Origin of the sequence: Mycobacterium gastri (genome assembly GCF_002102175.1) — a bacterium.
GTDB lineage: Bacteria > Actinomycetota > Actinomycetes > Mycobacteriales > Mycobacteriaceae > Mycobacterium > Mycobacterium gastri.
The window spans coordinates 74,255-86,417 of record NZ_LQOX01000055.1; the positions used below are offsets into that span (position 1 = coordinate 74,255).

Annotated in this window: 11 protein-coding genes and 2 pseudogenes; 7 read left to right on the plus strand and 6 right to left on the minus strand. The window is 64.5% G+C overall.

What is annotated here, in order from left to right:
* The first annotated feature begins 24 nt into the window (after positions 1 to 24).
* Positions 25 to 1,089, plus strand: coding sequence for a hypothetical protein (locus tag AWC07_RS04070; RefSeq protein ID WP_244187486.1), 1,065 nt, complete (start codon positions 25 to 27; stop codon positions 1,087 to 1,089).
* Here AWC07_RS04070 and AWC07_RS04075 read toward each other — a convergent pair.
* Together AWC07_RS04075 and AWC07_RS04080 are read right to left on the minus strand one after the other, a co-directional pair.
* Positions 1,073 to 2,293: a peptidoglycan DD-metalloendopeptidase family protein gene (locus AWC07_RS04075; RefSeq protein WP_036419721.1), complete on the minus strand. Its 1,221-nt coding sequence runs from the start codon at positions 2,291 to 2,293 to the stop codon at positions 1,073 to 1,075. The genes AWC07_RS04070 and AWC07_RS04075 overlap by 17 nt on opposite strands.
* 26 nt (positions 2,294 to 2,319) lie before the next feature.
* Entirely contained in the window at positions 2,320 to 3,246 is a 927-nt protein-coding gene (locus tag AWC07_RS04080) for a class I SAM-dependent methyltransferase (protein ID WP_036419722.1), read from the minus strand.
* Positions 3,247 to 3,510: 264 nt separating this feature from the next.
* Here AWC07_RS04080 and AWC07_RS04085 point away from each other — a divergent pair, with 264 nt between their 5' ends.
* Positions 3,511 to 3,909 (plus strand): DDE-type integrase/transposase/recombinase, encoded by a 399-nt coding sequence (locus AWC07_RS04085; RefSeq protein ID WP_051508275.1) that lies wholly within the window; start codon positions 3,511 to 3,513, stop codon positions 3,907 to 3,909.
* Positions 3,910 to 4,108: 199 nt separating this feature from the next.
* Here the strand turns inward: AWC07_RS04085 and AWC07_RS04090 are convergent, their stop codons facing one another.
* From AWC07_RS04090 to AWC07_RS04100, 3 genes are all read right to left on the minus strand, one after another.
* Positions 4,109 to 5,020: a class I SAM-dependent methyltransferase gene (locus AWC07_RS04090; protein WP_036419724.1), complete on the minus strand. Its 912-nt coding sequence runs from the start codon at positions 5,018 to 5,020 to the stop codon at positions 4,109 to 4,111.
* A gap of 149 nt (positions 5,021 to 5,169) precedes the next feature.
* Positions 5,170 to 6,669: a serine hydrolase domain-containing protein gene (locus AWC07_RS04095; RefSeq protein ID WP_051508276.1), complete on the minus strand. Its 1,500-nt coding sequence runs from the start codon at positions 6,667 to 6,669 to the stop codon at positions 5,170 to 5,172.
* Between the two features lie 9 nt (positions 6,670 to 6,678).
* Complete coding sequence (locus AWC07_RS04100; protein ID WP_036419728.1) at positions 6,679 to 6,930, minus strand: type II toxin-antitoxin system Phd/YefM family antitoxin; 252 nt, start codon at positions 6,928 to 6,930, stop codon at positions 6,679 to 6,681.
* A 54-nt stretch (positions 6,931 to 6,984) separates the two neighbouring features.
* Between AWC07_RS04100 and AWC07_RS26560 the strand changes: the two are divergent.
* From AWC07_RS26560 to AWC07_RS04120, 4 genes and pseudogenes are all read left to right on the plus strand, one after another.
* A pseudogene (locus tag AWC07_RS26560) lies at positions 6,985 to 7,104 on the plus strand (galactofuranosyltransferase GlfT1); the annotation flags it as partial.
* A pseudogene (locus tag AWC07_RS04105) lies at positions 7,104 to 7,293 on the plus strand (ABC transporter permease); the annotation flags it as partial. The pseudogenes AWC07_RS26560 and AWC07_RS04105, both read left to right, overlap by 1 nt.
* A 364-nt stretch (positions 7,294 to 7,657) precedes the next feature.
* Positions 7,658 to 9,502 carry a fatty acid--CoA ligase FadD11 gene (gene fadD11 / locus AWC07_RS04115; RefSeq protein WP_036419732.1) on the plus strand — a complete coding sequence of 615 codons (1,845 nt, stop codon included), beginning with the start codon at positions 7,658 to 7,660 and terminating at the stop codon, positions 9,500 to 9,502.
* Positions 9,499 to 11,382: a lysophospholipid acyltransferase gene (locus tag AWC07_RS04120; protein WP_036419734.1), complete on the plus strand. Its 1,884-nt coding sequence runs from the start codon at positions 9,499 to 9,501 to the stop codon at positions 11,380 to 11,382. Before fadD11 ends, AWC07_RS04120 begins: the two co-directional genes overlap by 4 nt.
* A 7-nt stretch (positions 11,383 to 11,389) precedes the next feature.
* Here AWC07_RS04120 and AWC07_RS04125 read toward each other — a convergent pair whose 3' ends face one another.
* A complete protein-coding gene (locus AWC07_RS04125) occupies positions 11,390 to 11,620 on the minus strand; it encodes a hypothetical protein (protein WP_036419735.1) in 231 nt (76 codons plus the stop codon).
* Positions 11,621 to 11,720: 100 nt separating this feature from the next.
* Here AWC07_RS04125 and AWC07_RS04130 point away from each other — a divergent pair, with 100 nt between their 5' ends.
* Positions 11,721 to 12,158: a nitroreductase family deazaflavin-dependent oxidoreductase gene (locus AWC07_RS04130; RefSeq protein WP_036419748.1), complete on the plus strand. Its 438-nt coding sequence runs from the start codon at positions 11,721 to 11,723 to the stop codon at positions 12,156 to 12,158.
* The last annotated feature ends 5 nt before the right edge of the window (positions 12,159 to 12,163 follow it).

The following is a 12,163-nucleotide window of genomic DNA, read 5'->3' on the forward strand; positions in this document are numbered from 1 at the left end:
GTGAACGGTCCGGCTGAGGTGTCGATGCGTGGCGGCGAGTTGGATGGTGAGTTTTTGACGTCGCTGCGCGGGGAGGTTGACGCGTGGAGTGCGCATGACGCGCTGGCGCAGTTGGTTGCCATGTTCGGCGGAGTTTTCCCGCGGCACGACAATCTGGCAGCCCGGTTGGCCGCCCTGGACGAGTTCAGCGAGGTATGGGATTACCGGGGCCGGACGAGGGCACGTCGGAGCGGGGAGCAGGTGCGGTGCCAAGACGCCGACGGCGGGGCACGGTGGATGATCCCCCGTCTAGACCTGTCGGACGGGCAACTGGACACGATCACGACGCTGGCGCAACAGCTGGGCCTTACAGATGAATCATGGCCCACTGAAACAACATTCGATTACATGCTGGTGATCGGCACCGGACGTTACTCGAATATGCTTCGGGCCCGGTGGGCGCGGGACCTGGCTGTTGAGAATCGCGTCGGTCATATCGTACTGGCCGCCGCTTCTCGGCGGCTGTTGCCGTCCGAAGACGACGCGGTCACGTCCTGCGCGCCAGGCGCGCGTACCGAATTCGATCTGCTGGCGGCCGCTGCGGCCGACGCGTTCGGGATGGATACTCGCGAAGTGGTACGGCATGGGCGGCAGCGGGTAGGCGACCCGCATCGGGGCCAGATGGTCTGGCGCTTCGGCGAAGACAGCAATGACCTCGGGCTGCCCATCACACTGATCGAGGCACCGTCGCCGGACCCAAACAACCGCCGCGCCACCTCCGCGGATACTTTCACCTTTACCGCGCGGACGCTGGATATGCAGCGATCGAGTTGTCTACTGGTGACCGGTCAGCCGTTCGTCCCCTATCAGAACTTTGACGCGCTGCGAACTCTGACCCTGCCGTTCGGAATTGGTGTCGAGACGGTGGGCTTCGGCATCGACCGCTACGAAGGACTGCACGACATGGATCGGCAGCATCCCGCCAAACTGCTGCAGGAGGTCCGCTCGACGATCCGGGCCGGCCGCAGTCTGCTGGAACGGGTCGAGGCTCGCCAACGAACAGCCCAACGCGCCGCGCTGAGGTCGCCCAAGATCACTCGTCGGCGGTGATTGTGCATGGTGTGGCGGGCGGGTAGCTACCCGATACCGCGCGCAGCCGCCCCGGCGGCGGCCACGGCCGCAACCCCATGTTGCCCAGATAGCGCAGCGGATTGACGTGTGCGCGCCGAACCCGTGTCTCGAAATGCAGGTAACCGTCTGTTGATTGGTCTTCGGCACCGAGGCTGCCGATCCGGGTTCCCGCGCTTATTCGATCACCGAGTGCGATTTGTCTGTCGTCACCAGGCCGAAACACGTAGCGGATTTCGGTATCGCCGTTCGAGATGATCACCGAGTAAAGGTGATCGACATCGCTTGCGCAGCAAACAGTTCCGGATATGACGGCGTAGATCGGGCTGCCGGGGTCAGCGACGAAGTCGACGCCGGGATGGAAACCGTTCGCGCGGGGTCCGTATCCGCGGCCAATCGCGCGTGGCTCCGCCTCGATCGGCAGCCGCGCACACTGCTCGATCCGGTCGAAGTCGCCGCGCACCCGCCGCTGGTAGTCCGCTTTGAGGAGGCTGACCTCGTCGAGTGCGTAGCCGAACAACAGCGATCGATCATAGGCCACACCGAAGTTGTGCCGAAAATCCGGATCGAGCCGCATGTAGTGCCTGACTCGCGAGATCCGTTCCTCCAGCGTCGACCAGCCGTTGTGCGTCAAGCGGATTCCGTCCAGCTGCCCTATCCGACCGTGATCGATGATGTTGGCCGGCCAGTGCGAGTTGTGCATCAACTTGGGTCCCGCATACAGACCCGGGTACCAACGCCAAAATGGCCCGCGCAGCGCCTCGGCGGTGCCCATCACCGGCACCATGTCCGGGTATTCCGGATCATCCCAGCGGGAAACCATCGGACACATCAGCGCCGCTACGTCGTCCGGTGTGCGCGCAAGCACCTCACGGATGTCGACATCGATCTGGAAAATCCAGTCGGCGTCGACCATCACCATCCAGTCCGGGCGACAGAAATCGGCCATCCGGTACAGCAGCTCCAACCCGGTGGACTCGGGGATCAACCATGGTGTGGACGGTAGATCTGCCCGGGCACGAACAACATTGGTGACCGCGGCGTGGTTCGCGAGAATCGCAGCGGTGTCGTCGGTGCTGCGGTCGTCGATCGCGTAGATGTCGTCACTGAATGTGGCCAGCGAGTCCAAGGTATCGGCCAAGGTCTCGCCGGCATTGTGGGCACGCGTTACCGCTAGAATCCGCATCGTGGGTGTCCACTAGGTCGCGGGTATCACGCGAGAACTGAAATGTAGTAGCTGGGCTTTTCGGAAGGCGCGACGTAATTGCCAGGCATCGCGGGCAGGTCGTGATCGGCCAGCAGCTGCGCGGCTGTGGTCCCCACCGATCGCCACCCGTGGTTGTCGAGGTAGTCGGAAACCTCGCTGCGCGGCCCGGAATAGGTCAGCGACCAGATGTCTAGATGGAATCCATGGTCGCGCCAGGTGCGAGTCGCGCTGCGAATGATCTCTTCGACCCGCCCGGAGTCCAGGTCCGACGACCCCACGAACGTCTCCATGGCCATCCGGCTTGCCGGCGCGCTGAGATCGGTGACGATGTCCAGCAAGCGATCCTGGGCTTCTGGGGGCAGATAACCGAACAGTCCTTCAGCGATCCAGGCGGTCGGTAGCGCCGGCTCGAATCCGCTACGCAGCAGCGCGGCCGGCCAGTCGTGACGCAGGTCGGCCGGCACCATCCGCAGATTCGCCGTCGGTTCAGCACCCAGCTGTGCCAACGTTTCGGCCTTGAACTTCAGCACGTCCGGCTGATCGATCTCATACACCGTCATGCCCGGCGGCCACGGCAGTCGGTAGCCGCGCGCGTCGAGCCCGGACGCCAGGATCACCGCCTGCCGAATCCCGGTGGCTGTGGCGTCCATAAGGAACTGATCGAAGTAGCGAGTGCGGGCCACCAACTCGGTGGTCATTCGCTGTAGACCCCAGGCCGCTTCGGGCTCGTCGACGTCGGATGCGCAGAGCTCTCCGGTGGCCCATCTGATAAGGAATTCGATACCCACCGCGCGGACCAACGGCTCGGCGAACCGGTCCTCGATCAACGGATCGGCCGAATTGGTAGCCCTCGCGCGGCCCGCGGCCACCAGCGTTGCGGTCGCGCCGACATGGCTGGCCAGATCCCAGCTATCGTGGTCGCTACGCATCACAATCCTCCCTTCTAGACGCATTCGGCGCGCGCAACGTACGGATATCGTGCCCGCCGCAGCCAGCTCGTCCGCCCGGCGCAACTTGCGAACGACGTCCTCATCCCTAGGAATTCATTGACCAATCCGAACCTTATCCACCGCCGTTCCGCATACCTACCAGGCGCCGTCGTCGTCGTCAGCCACGGACAGTTCCTTCGTCGTGAGATGTACGTATCCCATCTCGCACAACTATGGTCAAAGAATCGCATACAAACGGCGTGTTGGGTGAAACTACTCACGCCGGGCGCCGGGCCGGCACCCGAGGATCGCGGCGATCTCCTCGGGCAGCACAGGCTGCTCACCGACGAGCGGCTCGACCTCGACCCCGACGACCCGCGTCGGCCGATCCTGCTCGCCGTCAGCGACAACGGGCCGCCGATGACCGCGCACGACACCCGCGCGTTCATGGCGCTGATGGCCATCGCCCAGCACCACGGACGCCCCGGCGTGCCGCAGGATCGAGCGTGGAACGAGTCGTTCTTCGGCCACATCAAAGGTGAGTGGCCACACCTCGAGACCATCGCCGACCCGACCCTGCTCGAAGCCGAATTGGCAAGAGTGCGAATTGAAATACAATACGGCTCGGCTGCACGAAGCGATCGGGTACGTCACTCCCGGCGATGAACACAGCGGCCGCGGTGAGGCCATCCGGCAGGCCCGCCGCGACGGCCTTGACCGCGCCCGGCAACGCCGCCTCGACTATCATCGCCACACCAACACCGGCCCCACCGGGGAGACGCCATGAGTTCGGTGATTTTTCACGCCATCTCTGCGGTTAAGTCAGAAACGCCTCAGATTGCCATGCAGTCCACCGCGGGGCTGATCACCGCGGGTGGTCGGTCAAGCCGCCGCTAATGAAGATGGTGTCGTCGTCGTCTGGAGTGGGCACATTGAGGCCGCTGCGCCGGAACAGTTCTGTTAGCGGCACGCCTTCGAGCTGCCAGCACTTGGCACGGAGGTAGTCGAGGACGTGGTTGCGTTGGCCGGTGTAGACCAACGAAGCCAAGTCGACGTCGACGCCATGGTCGCGGAACGGGTTGGATATAGTCCGCGCTCGCTCGGCGCCGAAATCCACGATACTGGTAACGAATTCAGTGGCTATCATGCTCCCGGGCGCGCTAAGTGCGGTGATGTTGTCGAACAGCCGGTCCTGGTCCTCCGGCTTTAGATAAATCAGTAACCCCTCGGCCAGCCACGCTGTCGGTGCTGCCGAATCAAACCCGGCGGCTTGCAATGCCGTCAGCCAATCTGCGCGCAAGTCGATGGGCACGGCGCGTCGAGTGGCAGAGGGTTCGGCGCCCAGGTCGGCCAAGGTCGTCGTCTTGAACTCCATCACTTGTGGTTGGTCGATCTCGTACACCACTGTCCCGGCCGGCCACGGCAGACGGTAGGCCCGGGCGTCCAACCCGGACGCGAGGATCACCACTTGCCGAATCCCCCGGTCGGTGGCCTCGAGGACGTAGTCGTCAAAGTACTTCGTGCGGACCGCGTTTCCGTCGACCATCGCCTGCGCCACGGTCGGTGAGACGTCCGCGATCGTCGACATGTCGAGTTCGCCGTCCATCATCTTGGTGAAGAAATCCAGCCCCACCGCACGGACCAGAGGTTCAGCGAACGGATCGTTGATCAAACCGCGCGGATCCTTGGTGGCCATCGCGCGCCCCGCCGCGACAATGGTCGCGGTGACGCCGACGCTAGACGCCAGATCCCAGCTGTCGTCGTCGGGGCGGGGCATCAGCCCACCTTAGCCGTGACCGTGGCATTGGAGGCCACCTGCCCAAACCGAGTCAGCTGAGCGCGCACCACCGCGACATCGGCCGCACAGTCACCAATAGAGCGACCGCGATCGCCACATCGGCGAGCAGCTTGGGCATCGGTGCTGTGCTATTGGCGTCGGAACAGGCGCCCGTGGTGGCTACAAAACCAGGCGATGTTGCCGTCCGGTCCGCGGACGAAGTTGGATCGGCTCCCGGTGGGCTTGTTGTCGGGTCCGAGGTCGAGCCCGTAGTCGGGCCGGTAGAAGGCGAGGCCCAGTCTGGCATTATTTTGGCCATCCGGGTTGGCATCGCCGGCGCCCATGCATCCAGCGAGCTGGCCGTCCCTTGCCCAGAAGTCGATGACCGCTTGCTGGCGGCTGCCATCCTGGGACACTTGCTCGGCGATGTACCGGCCCTCGTAGGGCGCCAGGTCGACGGCGCCAAGGTGTCGCGGTGCGGCAGGCAGGTTGGTGACCCCGACGAATCTGTGCAAAGCCCAGCCGCAGGCGAAAAGGTCGTTGATCATATGAAATCCGCCATCAGAGTTGGTGAGCACGGTCATGGCGAAGTTGCGATCGGGCACCATGACGAAACCAGAGCGTTGCCCCTTCCAGGTGCCGCCGTGCTCAACGATGGTCACATTCTCCGCGGAAGGCCGCAGCATCCAGGTCACGCCCATCCCGGTCAGCTCGACGAAAAGTGTTCCGCCCGCGCCCGGGTTCGAGCGCATTGCCTCCAGCGACTGTCGGCTCAGAATCTGCTCGCCGTTAGGCGCTCTGCCGTCGCCGAGGTGGAACTGTGCGTAGCGCAGCTGATCTCGCGCTGTGGACATCAACCCACCGGTGGGGTTGCAGCTGCGTGGGAATGCCCAAAAGTCGGTATCGACAATGGGTTTGCCGTCAAGCACCTTGTGTGGTGCCGCCACATTCAGACCGATAATTTGGTCGGAAAAGTAGCGGGTGTGAGCCAGCTGCAGGGGGTCAAGAACCAGCTTCTGCATCGCAGACTCGTAGGTTGTTCCGGCGACAAGCTCGATGATGCGGCCCGCCACCACAAGACCTGAATTGTTGTATGCGAACGCGGTTCCCGGAGGAGTCAGCTGCGGTAAACGTGTCATTGAGTTGACGTAGCGCGCCACCGCGTCATCGCCGCGCCCAAAGTCCTGCCCATTGCGACCATCCCAGCCTGCAGTGTGGTTGAGCAGTTGGCGCACGGTTACCGTGGCGCTGACCGACTCGTCGGCCACCGCGAAGTCGGGGATGTAGAGGCGCACAGGTGAATCCAGGTCCACCTTGCCCTGCTCGACCAGCCGCATCATCGCTGTGCCTGTGAAAGTTTTTGTGGTGGAACCGATTCGGAAGACAGTGTCGCCGTCGACAGGCAACGGATGGTCGACATTGGTGACCCCGTAGCCTTTGACGTATTCTTGGCCGCCGGCCCAGACGGCAACCGCGACGCCCGGAATCGCATAGTCCTTCATGCCCGCGTTGATCTTGGCATCGAGTTCGTCGAACGCTACGCCAAGGTCTGTGCAGCTAACAGTTTCAACCACTGCAGCGGCGCTTTCGTGCGGCGGTCGACCTAGCGCACGCACGCATTCGGTGACAGCTGCACGACCATGGCGCATCGCCGCCTGTCACATCAGGCCGTACCATCTGCGGATCTGCTCGCTGTTGTCGGCGTAGTCGGCGTCGTCTCGCACGAGCGCCTCGGCGATACCGAGTCGGCACCGCGCGCAGGCCTGCGTGGGGAACTCGAGATCATTGGCGGACATAGTGACCGCGGCGACCGGCCCGTGGCGGCTGATCTGAATGGCGTCGTGGGCGATATCCGCTTCGCCAACCAGCGCGGAAAGCTTGTCTTTGGCCTTCAGCGGTACCGTCCACATGACTATCAAATATAGCTGGACTCACATAAACATCGCGAAGCTCCAGGAGTGGCGCGCTTCGGCTGGTTCTTCGTGATGACGCGCCGGGGCCCCAAGGGCCTGCTGGAGTGGATTCGGTTGCACCGCTTGGGGCATCGCGAGAGATTCGGCAAGCCCGACGCTGGAGGATCCTGATGACGTTCATCGACGCGGCGGCTCGGTCGAAGACGTTTGCCCGCGTCTGTGATCTCGTCGCCGGATTCAGCAGCCACGAACTGTGGCCTGCACCTGGCCTGGCCGGACATCAAGCATTGCTACCGCCGCTCGGTGCTGGGACTGTTCTGGCTCACCATCGCCACCGGCACCACCGGGTGGCGATGGGGGCTGCGGGGCCAGCTTCACCGTGACCCGGCTGAACGAGCCGATGCGTCCGTAGTCGTTGAAGGCCAGCTCCCGGACTTGAAGTGCTCGGTGACGCGACGGAAGACGCCCACAATCACCGGCTCGGACAGAAACGCGAACAAGCCGTCGCCGAGGACCCAGGCCGCTGGCTGTCCAGCGCTCGCGCGTACTGAGTGAGCGACGCGGTCTGCCCAGCGACGAGAGGTCGCTGACGTCAATACCGGGGGTGGAGGCCATAATTCGAACGGACGCGGATTGCGGCAGGGTATTCCGCGCCTGATAATCGCGGACGTACGCTCACCGGTGTGATGTGGGCAGTGCTGATCTGGCGCCAAGGAGAACGGAAATGACCATAACCGAGCGCCCGACCACCCTGTGCGAGGCATTCCAGCGCACCGCGGTGATCGATCCGGACGCGGTGGCACTGCGGACGCCGGGCGCCACCCAGACGTTGACCTGGCGCGAGTACGCTGCGCAGGTGCGACGGGCTGCGGCCGGCCTTGCGGGTCTGGGGGTTGGGCGCGGCGACACGGTTTCGCTGATGATGGCCAACCGCATCGAGTTCTATCCGCTGGAGGTGGGCGCCCAACACCTTGGCACCACGTCCTTTTCGGTGTACAACACGCTGCCTGCCGAGCAGCTGACGTACGTGTTCGGCAACGCCGGCACCAAGGTGGTGCTCTGCGAGGAGCAATACGTCGACCGCATCCGTGCCAGCGGTGCCCCCATCGACCACATCGTCTGCATTGACGGTTCGCCGGAAGGCACCATCTCGGTCGCCGAGCTCTATGCGGCCGCGCCCGCTGATTTCGACTTCGAGGCGGCGTGGCGCGCAGTGCAACCCGACGACGTCGTCACCCTCATCTACACATCCGGAACCACCGGAAACCCCAAAGGTGTGGAGATGACGCACACCAACCTGCTGTTCGAGGGTTACGCCATCGACGAGGTGCTCGGAATCGAGTTCGGTGACCGGGTCACGTCGTTTCTGCCGTCGGCGCATATCGCCGACCGGATGACCGCGCTGTACCTCCAGGAGATGTTCGGCACCCAGGTCACGGTGGTCTCCGACGGTCGCGCTATCGCGGCGGCGTTGCCCGACGTGCGGCCGACCGTGTGGGGCGCGGTGCCCCGGGTGTGGGAAAAGCTCAAGGCCGGAATCGAATTCACGGTCAGCCACGAGACCGACGAGGTGAAGCGGCAGGCACTGCAGTGGGCGATGTCGGTGGCCGCCAAACGCGCCGAAGCAGTGCTTGCCGGTATGCCGATTCCCGATGAGCTGGCCGCCGAATGGGCCAAGGCCGACGAGCTGGTGTTGTCGAAGCTTCGTGAGCGGCTCGGCTTCGGGGAGCTTCGGTGGGCGATCTCGGGAGCCGCGCCGATACCCAAGGAGACGCTGGGTTTCTTCGCCGGCATCGGCATCCCGATCGCCGAGATTTGGGGAATGTCCGAGCTGAGCTGCGCGGCCACCGCGTGTCACCCCCGCGACGCTCGGCTTGGCAGCGTCGGCAAGCTGCTGCCCGGGCTGGAAGGCAGGATCGCCGAGGACGGGGAATATCTGGTCCGCGGCCCGCTGGTGATGAAGGGTTACCGCAAGGAGCCGGAGAAGACCGCGGCGGCCATCGATGCCGATGGTTGGCTGCACACCGGCGACATTTTCGACGTCGACGAGCACGGCTACCTGCGGGTGGTCGACCGGAAGAAGGAGTTGATCATCAATGCGGCCGGAAAGAACATGTCGCCGGCCAACATTGAGAACACCATTCTGGCCGCCTGCCCGATGATCGGCGTGATGATGGCGATCGGCGACGGGCGCCCTTACAACTCCGCGCTGCTGGTTTTCGACGCCGATTCGGTCGGTCCGTACGCCGCCCAGCACGGGCTGGCCGACGCCTCGCCCGCGGCCCTGGCCGCCGACCCCGAAGTGATCGCCCGGATCGCGGCCGGCGTGGCCGAGGGCAACGCCAAACTTTCCCGCGTCGAGCAGATCAAGCGGTTCCGGGTACTGCCTACCTTGTGGGAGCCCGGCGGGGACGAGATCACGCTGACCATGAAGCTCAAGCGCCGCCCGATTCTCGTCAAGTACACCGCCGAGATCGAGGAACTCTACGCGGCTAAGCCGGGACCCGACGTCCACGAACCCGCCGTCGCGGCGACCGCGCAACCGGCAGCACTGGGGGAGCGGCGGTGACGGCACGCGAAGTCGGTCGGGTTGCGGTGCGAAAGCTGTTGCAGCGCACCGGAATTGTCGACGAATCGATCACGCCGTTGTCGACCGACCCGGCCGAGGTCGTCCAGTTGCTGGGCACTCCGTGGTATGACGAACGGCTGGCTCAGCTGGCCAACGAACTCGGACGTGATCCGGACAGCGTGCGCGCCGAGGCCGCGGGCTACCTACGGGAGATGGCGGCCTCGCTCGACGAGCGGGCCGTGGAGGCGTGGCGCGGTTTCAGCCGCTGGCTCATGCGGGCCTACGACGTGCTGGTCGACGAGGACCAGATCGCCGCGCTGCGCAAGCTGGATCGGCGAGCGACCCTGGCGTTCGCGTTCTCGCATCGCTCGTACTTGGACGGCTTACTGCTACCCGAGGTGATCCTGGCCAATCGGCTGTCGCCGGCGCTGACCTTCGGCGGCGCGAACTTGAACTTCTTCCCGATGGGTGCGTGGGCCAAGCGCACCGGCGCCATCTTCATCCGGCGCCAGACCAAAGACATTCCCGTTTACCGGTTCGTACTGCGCGCCTACGCCGCGCAGCTGGTGCAAAACCATGCCAACCTGACCTGGTCCATCGAAGGAGGCCGGACCCGGACCGGCAAACTACGCCCTCCGGTGTTCGGGATCTTGCGCTACATCGCCGATGCCGTCGACGAGATCGACGGTCCGGAGGTGTATTTGGTGCCGACATCCATCGTGTACGACCAGCTGCACGAGGTGGAGGCCATGACCACCGAGGCCTACGGCGCGGTGAAACCGCCGGAAGACCTGCGCTTCCTGATCCGGCTCGCGCGCCAGCAGGGTGAACGGCTCGGCCGTGCCTACCTGGACTTCGGCGAACCGCTGCCGCTGCGCAAACGCCTCGAGGAGTTGCGGGCCGACGACTCGGGGACCGGGACCGAGATCGAACGCATTGCCCTCGACGTGGAGCACCGCATCAACCGTGCCACGCCGGTCACGCCCACCGCGGTCGTTAGTCTGGCGCTGCTGGGTGCCGACCGCTCGCTGTCCATCAGCGAGGTGCTGGCCACGGTGCAACCTCTGGCCAGCTACATCGCCGCGCGCCACTGGTCGGTGGCCGGCGCGGCGGACCTGACGAACCGCTCCACGATCCGATGGGCCCTGCACCAAATGGTGGCGTCGGGGGTGGTTCGCGTCTACGAGGCCGGCACCGAAGCGGTTTGGGGCGTCGGCGAGGACCAGCACCTCGTCGCCGCGTTCTATCGCAACACCGCAATCCACATCTTTGTCGACCGTGCCATCGCGGAGATGGCATTGTTGGCGGCCGCGGAGATCTCCGAACATTCCGCGAACGGTTCGGTGTTACCGGCTACCGTGCGCGACGAGGCGCTGCGGCTTCGCGAGCTGCTGAAGTTCGAGTTCCTCTTCTCGGCGCGGGCGCAGTTCGAGAAGGACCTCGCCGATGAAGTACGGCTGATCGGGCCGGTGGAAGACACCACCAAGGCAGCCACCGCGGAGCAGGTGCGGCGGCTGCTGGAGTCGGCCGATCTGCTGCTGGCGCATCTGGTGTTGCGGCCGTTCCTGGACGCCTACCACATCGTCGCCGACCGGCTGGCTGCCTGCGCAGACGATGCGTTCGACGAGCAGGCGTTTCTTGACGAGTGCCTGCAGGTGGGCAAGCAGTGGGAACTACAGCGCAGAATCGCCAACGCCGAGTCGAGGTCGATGGAGCTTTTCAAGACCGCACTTCGACTGGCTCGCCATCGCGAACTCGTGGATGGAGCCGACGACTCCGACAACGAGAACATTGCCCGGCGCCGCCACCAATTCGCAGACGAGATTGCGACGGCAATAAAAAGGGTGAACACGATCGCCGAGTTGGCCAGAACGCGGTGAACCGCGGTTAGCGCTGGGCCGGCGTCAGCACTTTCAACACCAGTCCGACCACGATTCCGACGGCGGTGGCGCCCAGCACCGACGCGGCTGCGCTGGTGGTCAGCACCCCGAGAACTACCAGGGCGGCGAACCCGGCGATCACGGCGAACAACTTGTGCCGCGGCCAGGGCACACCCGCGATCAGTACATCCGCATTATTCGGTGCGGCGAACGAGCGCAATCGTTCGGCTGTGGTCATAAATTCAGAATACCCATCACTTTGATTTCGATTAACCGAAGTTTTGGCCAGACGGCGGCGGTGTCGGCAGCCTGAAGCATGCCTCTCTAGAGTGGTGGTCATGCCGTTAGATGGTGAATACGCGCCCAGCCCGCTCGACTGGTCGCGCGAACAGGCCGACAAGTACTCGGAATCAGGCGGGACCGAAGGCACAGAGCTGAAGGGCAAACCGGTCGTGCTGCTGACCACCGTCGGGGCCAAAACCGGCAAACTCCGCAAGACGCCGCTGATGCGCGTGGAGCATGACGGCGAGTACGCAATCGTCGCCTCGTTGGGCGGTGCCCCGCAGCACCCGGTGTGGTACCACAACGTCAAGAAGAACCCGCGGGTCGAGCTTCGGGACGGCACCGTCACGCGTGACTACGAGGCCCGTGAGGTATTCGGCGACCAGAAGGCCACCTGGTGGGACAGGGCCGTGCAGGCCTGGCCGGACTACGCCGAATATCAGAAAAAGACCGACCGCCAGATCCCGGTGTTCGTGCTGACGCCGGTGAGCTGAGTTGA

What these genes read in the sequence shown, in the direction of transcription:
- AWC07_RS04070 (WP_244187486.1), top strand. Translation starts at nt 25, where the DNA reads ATGCGTGGCGGCGAGTTGGATGGTGAGTTTTTGACGTCGCTGCGCGGG.
- AWC07_RS04075 (WP_036419721.1), bottom strand. Translation starts at nt 2,293, where the DNA reads ATGCGGATTCTAGCGGTAACGCGTGCCCACAATGCCGGCGAGACCTTG.
- AWC07_RS04090 (WP_036419724.1), bottom strand. Translation starts at nt 5,020, where the DNA reads ATGCCCCGCCCCGACGACGACAGCTGGGATCTGGCGTCTAGCGTCGGC.
- AWC07_RS04095 (WP_051508276.1), bottom strand. Translation starts at nt 6,669, where the DNA reads ATGCGCCATGGTCGTGCAGCTGTCACCGAATGCGTGCGTGCGCTAGGT.
- AWC07_RS04100 (WP_036419728.1), bottom strand. Translation starts at nt 6,930, where the DNA reads ATGTGGACGGTACCGCTGAAGGCCAAAGACAAGCTTTCCGCGCTGGTT.
- fadD11 (WP_036419732.1), top strand. Translation starts at nt 7,658, where the DNA reads ATGACCATAACCGAGCGCCCGACCACCCTGTGCGAGGCATTCCAGCGC.
- AWC07_RS04125 (WP_036419735.1), bottom strand. Translation starts at nt 11,620, where the DNA reads ATGACCACAGCCGAACGATTGCGCTCGTTCGCCGCACCGAATAATGCG.
- AWC07_RS04130 (WP_036419748.1), top strand. Translation starts at nt 11,721, where the DNA reads ATGCCGTTAGATGGTGAATACGCGCCCAGCCCGCTCGACTGGTCGCGC.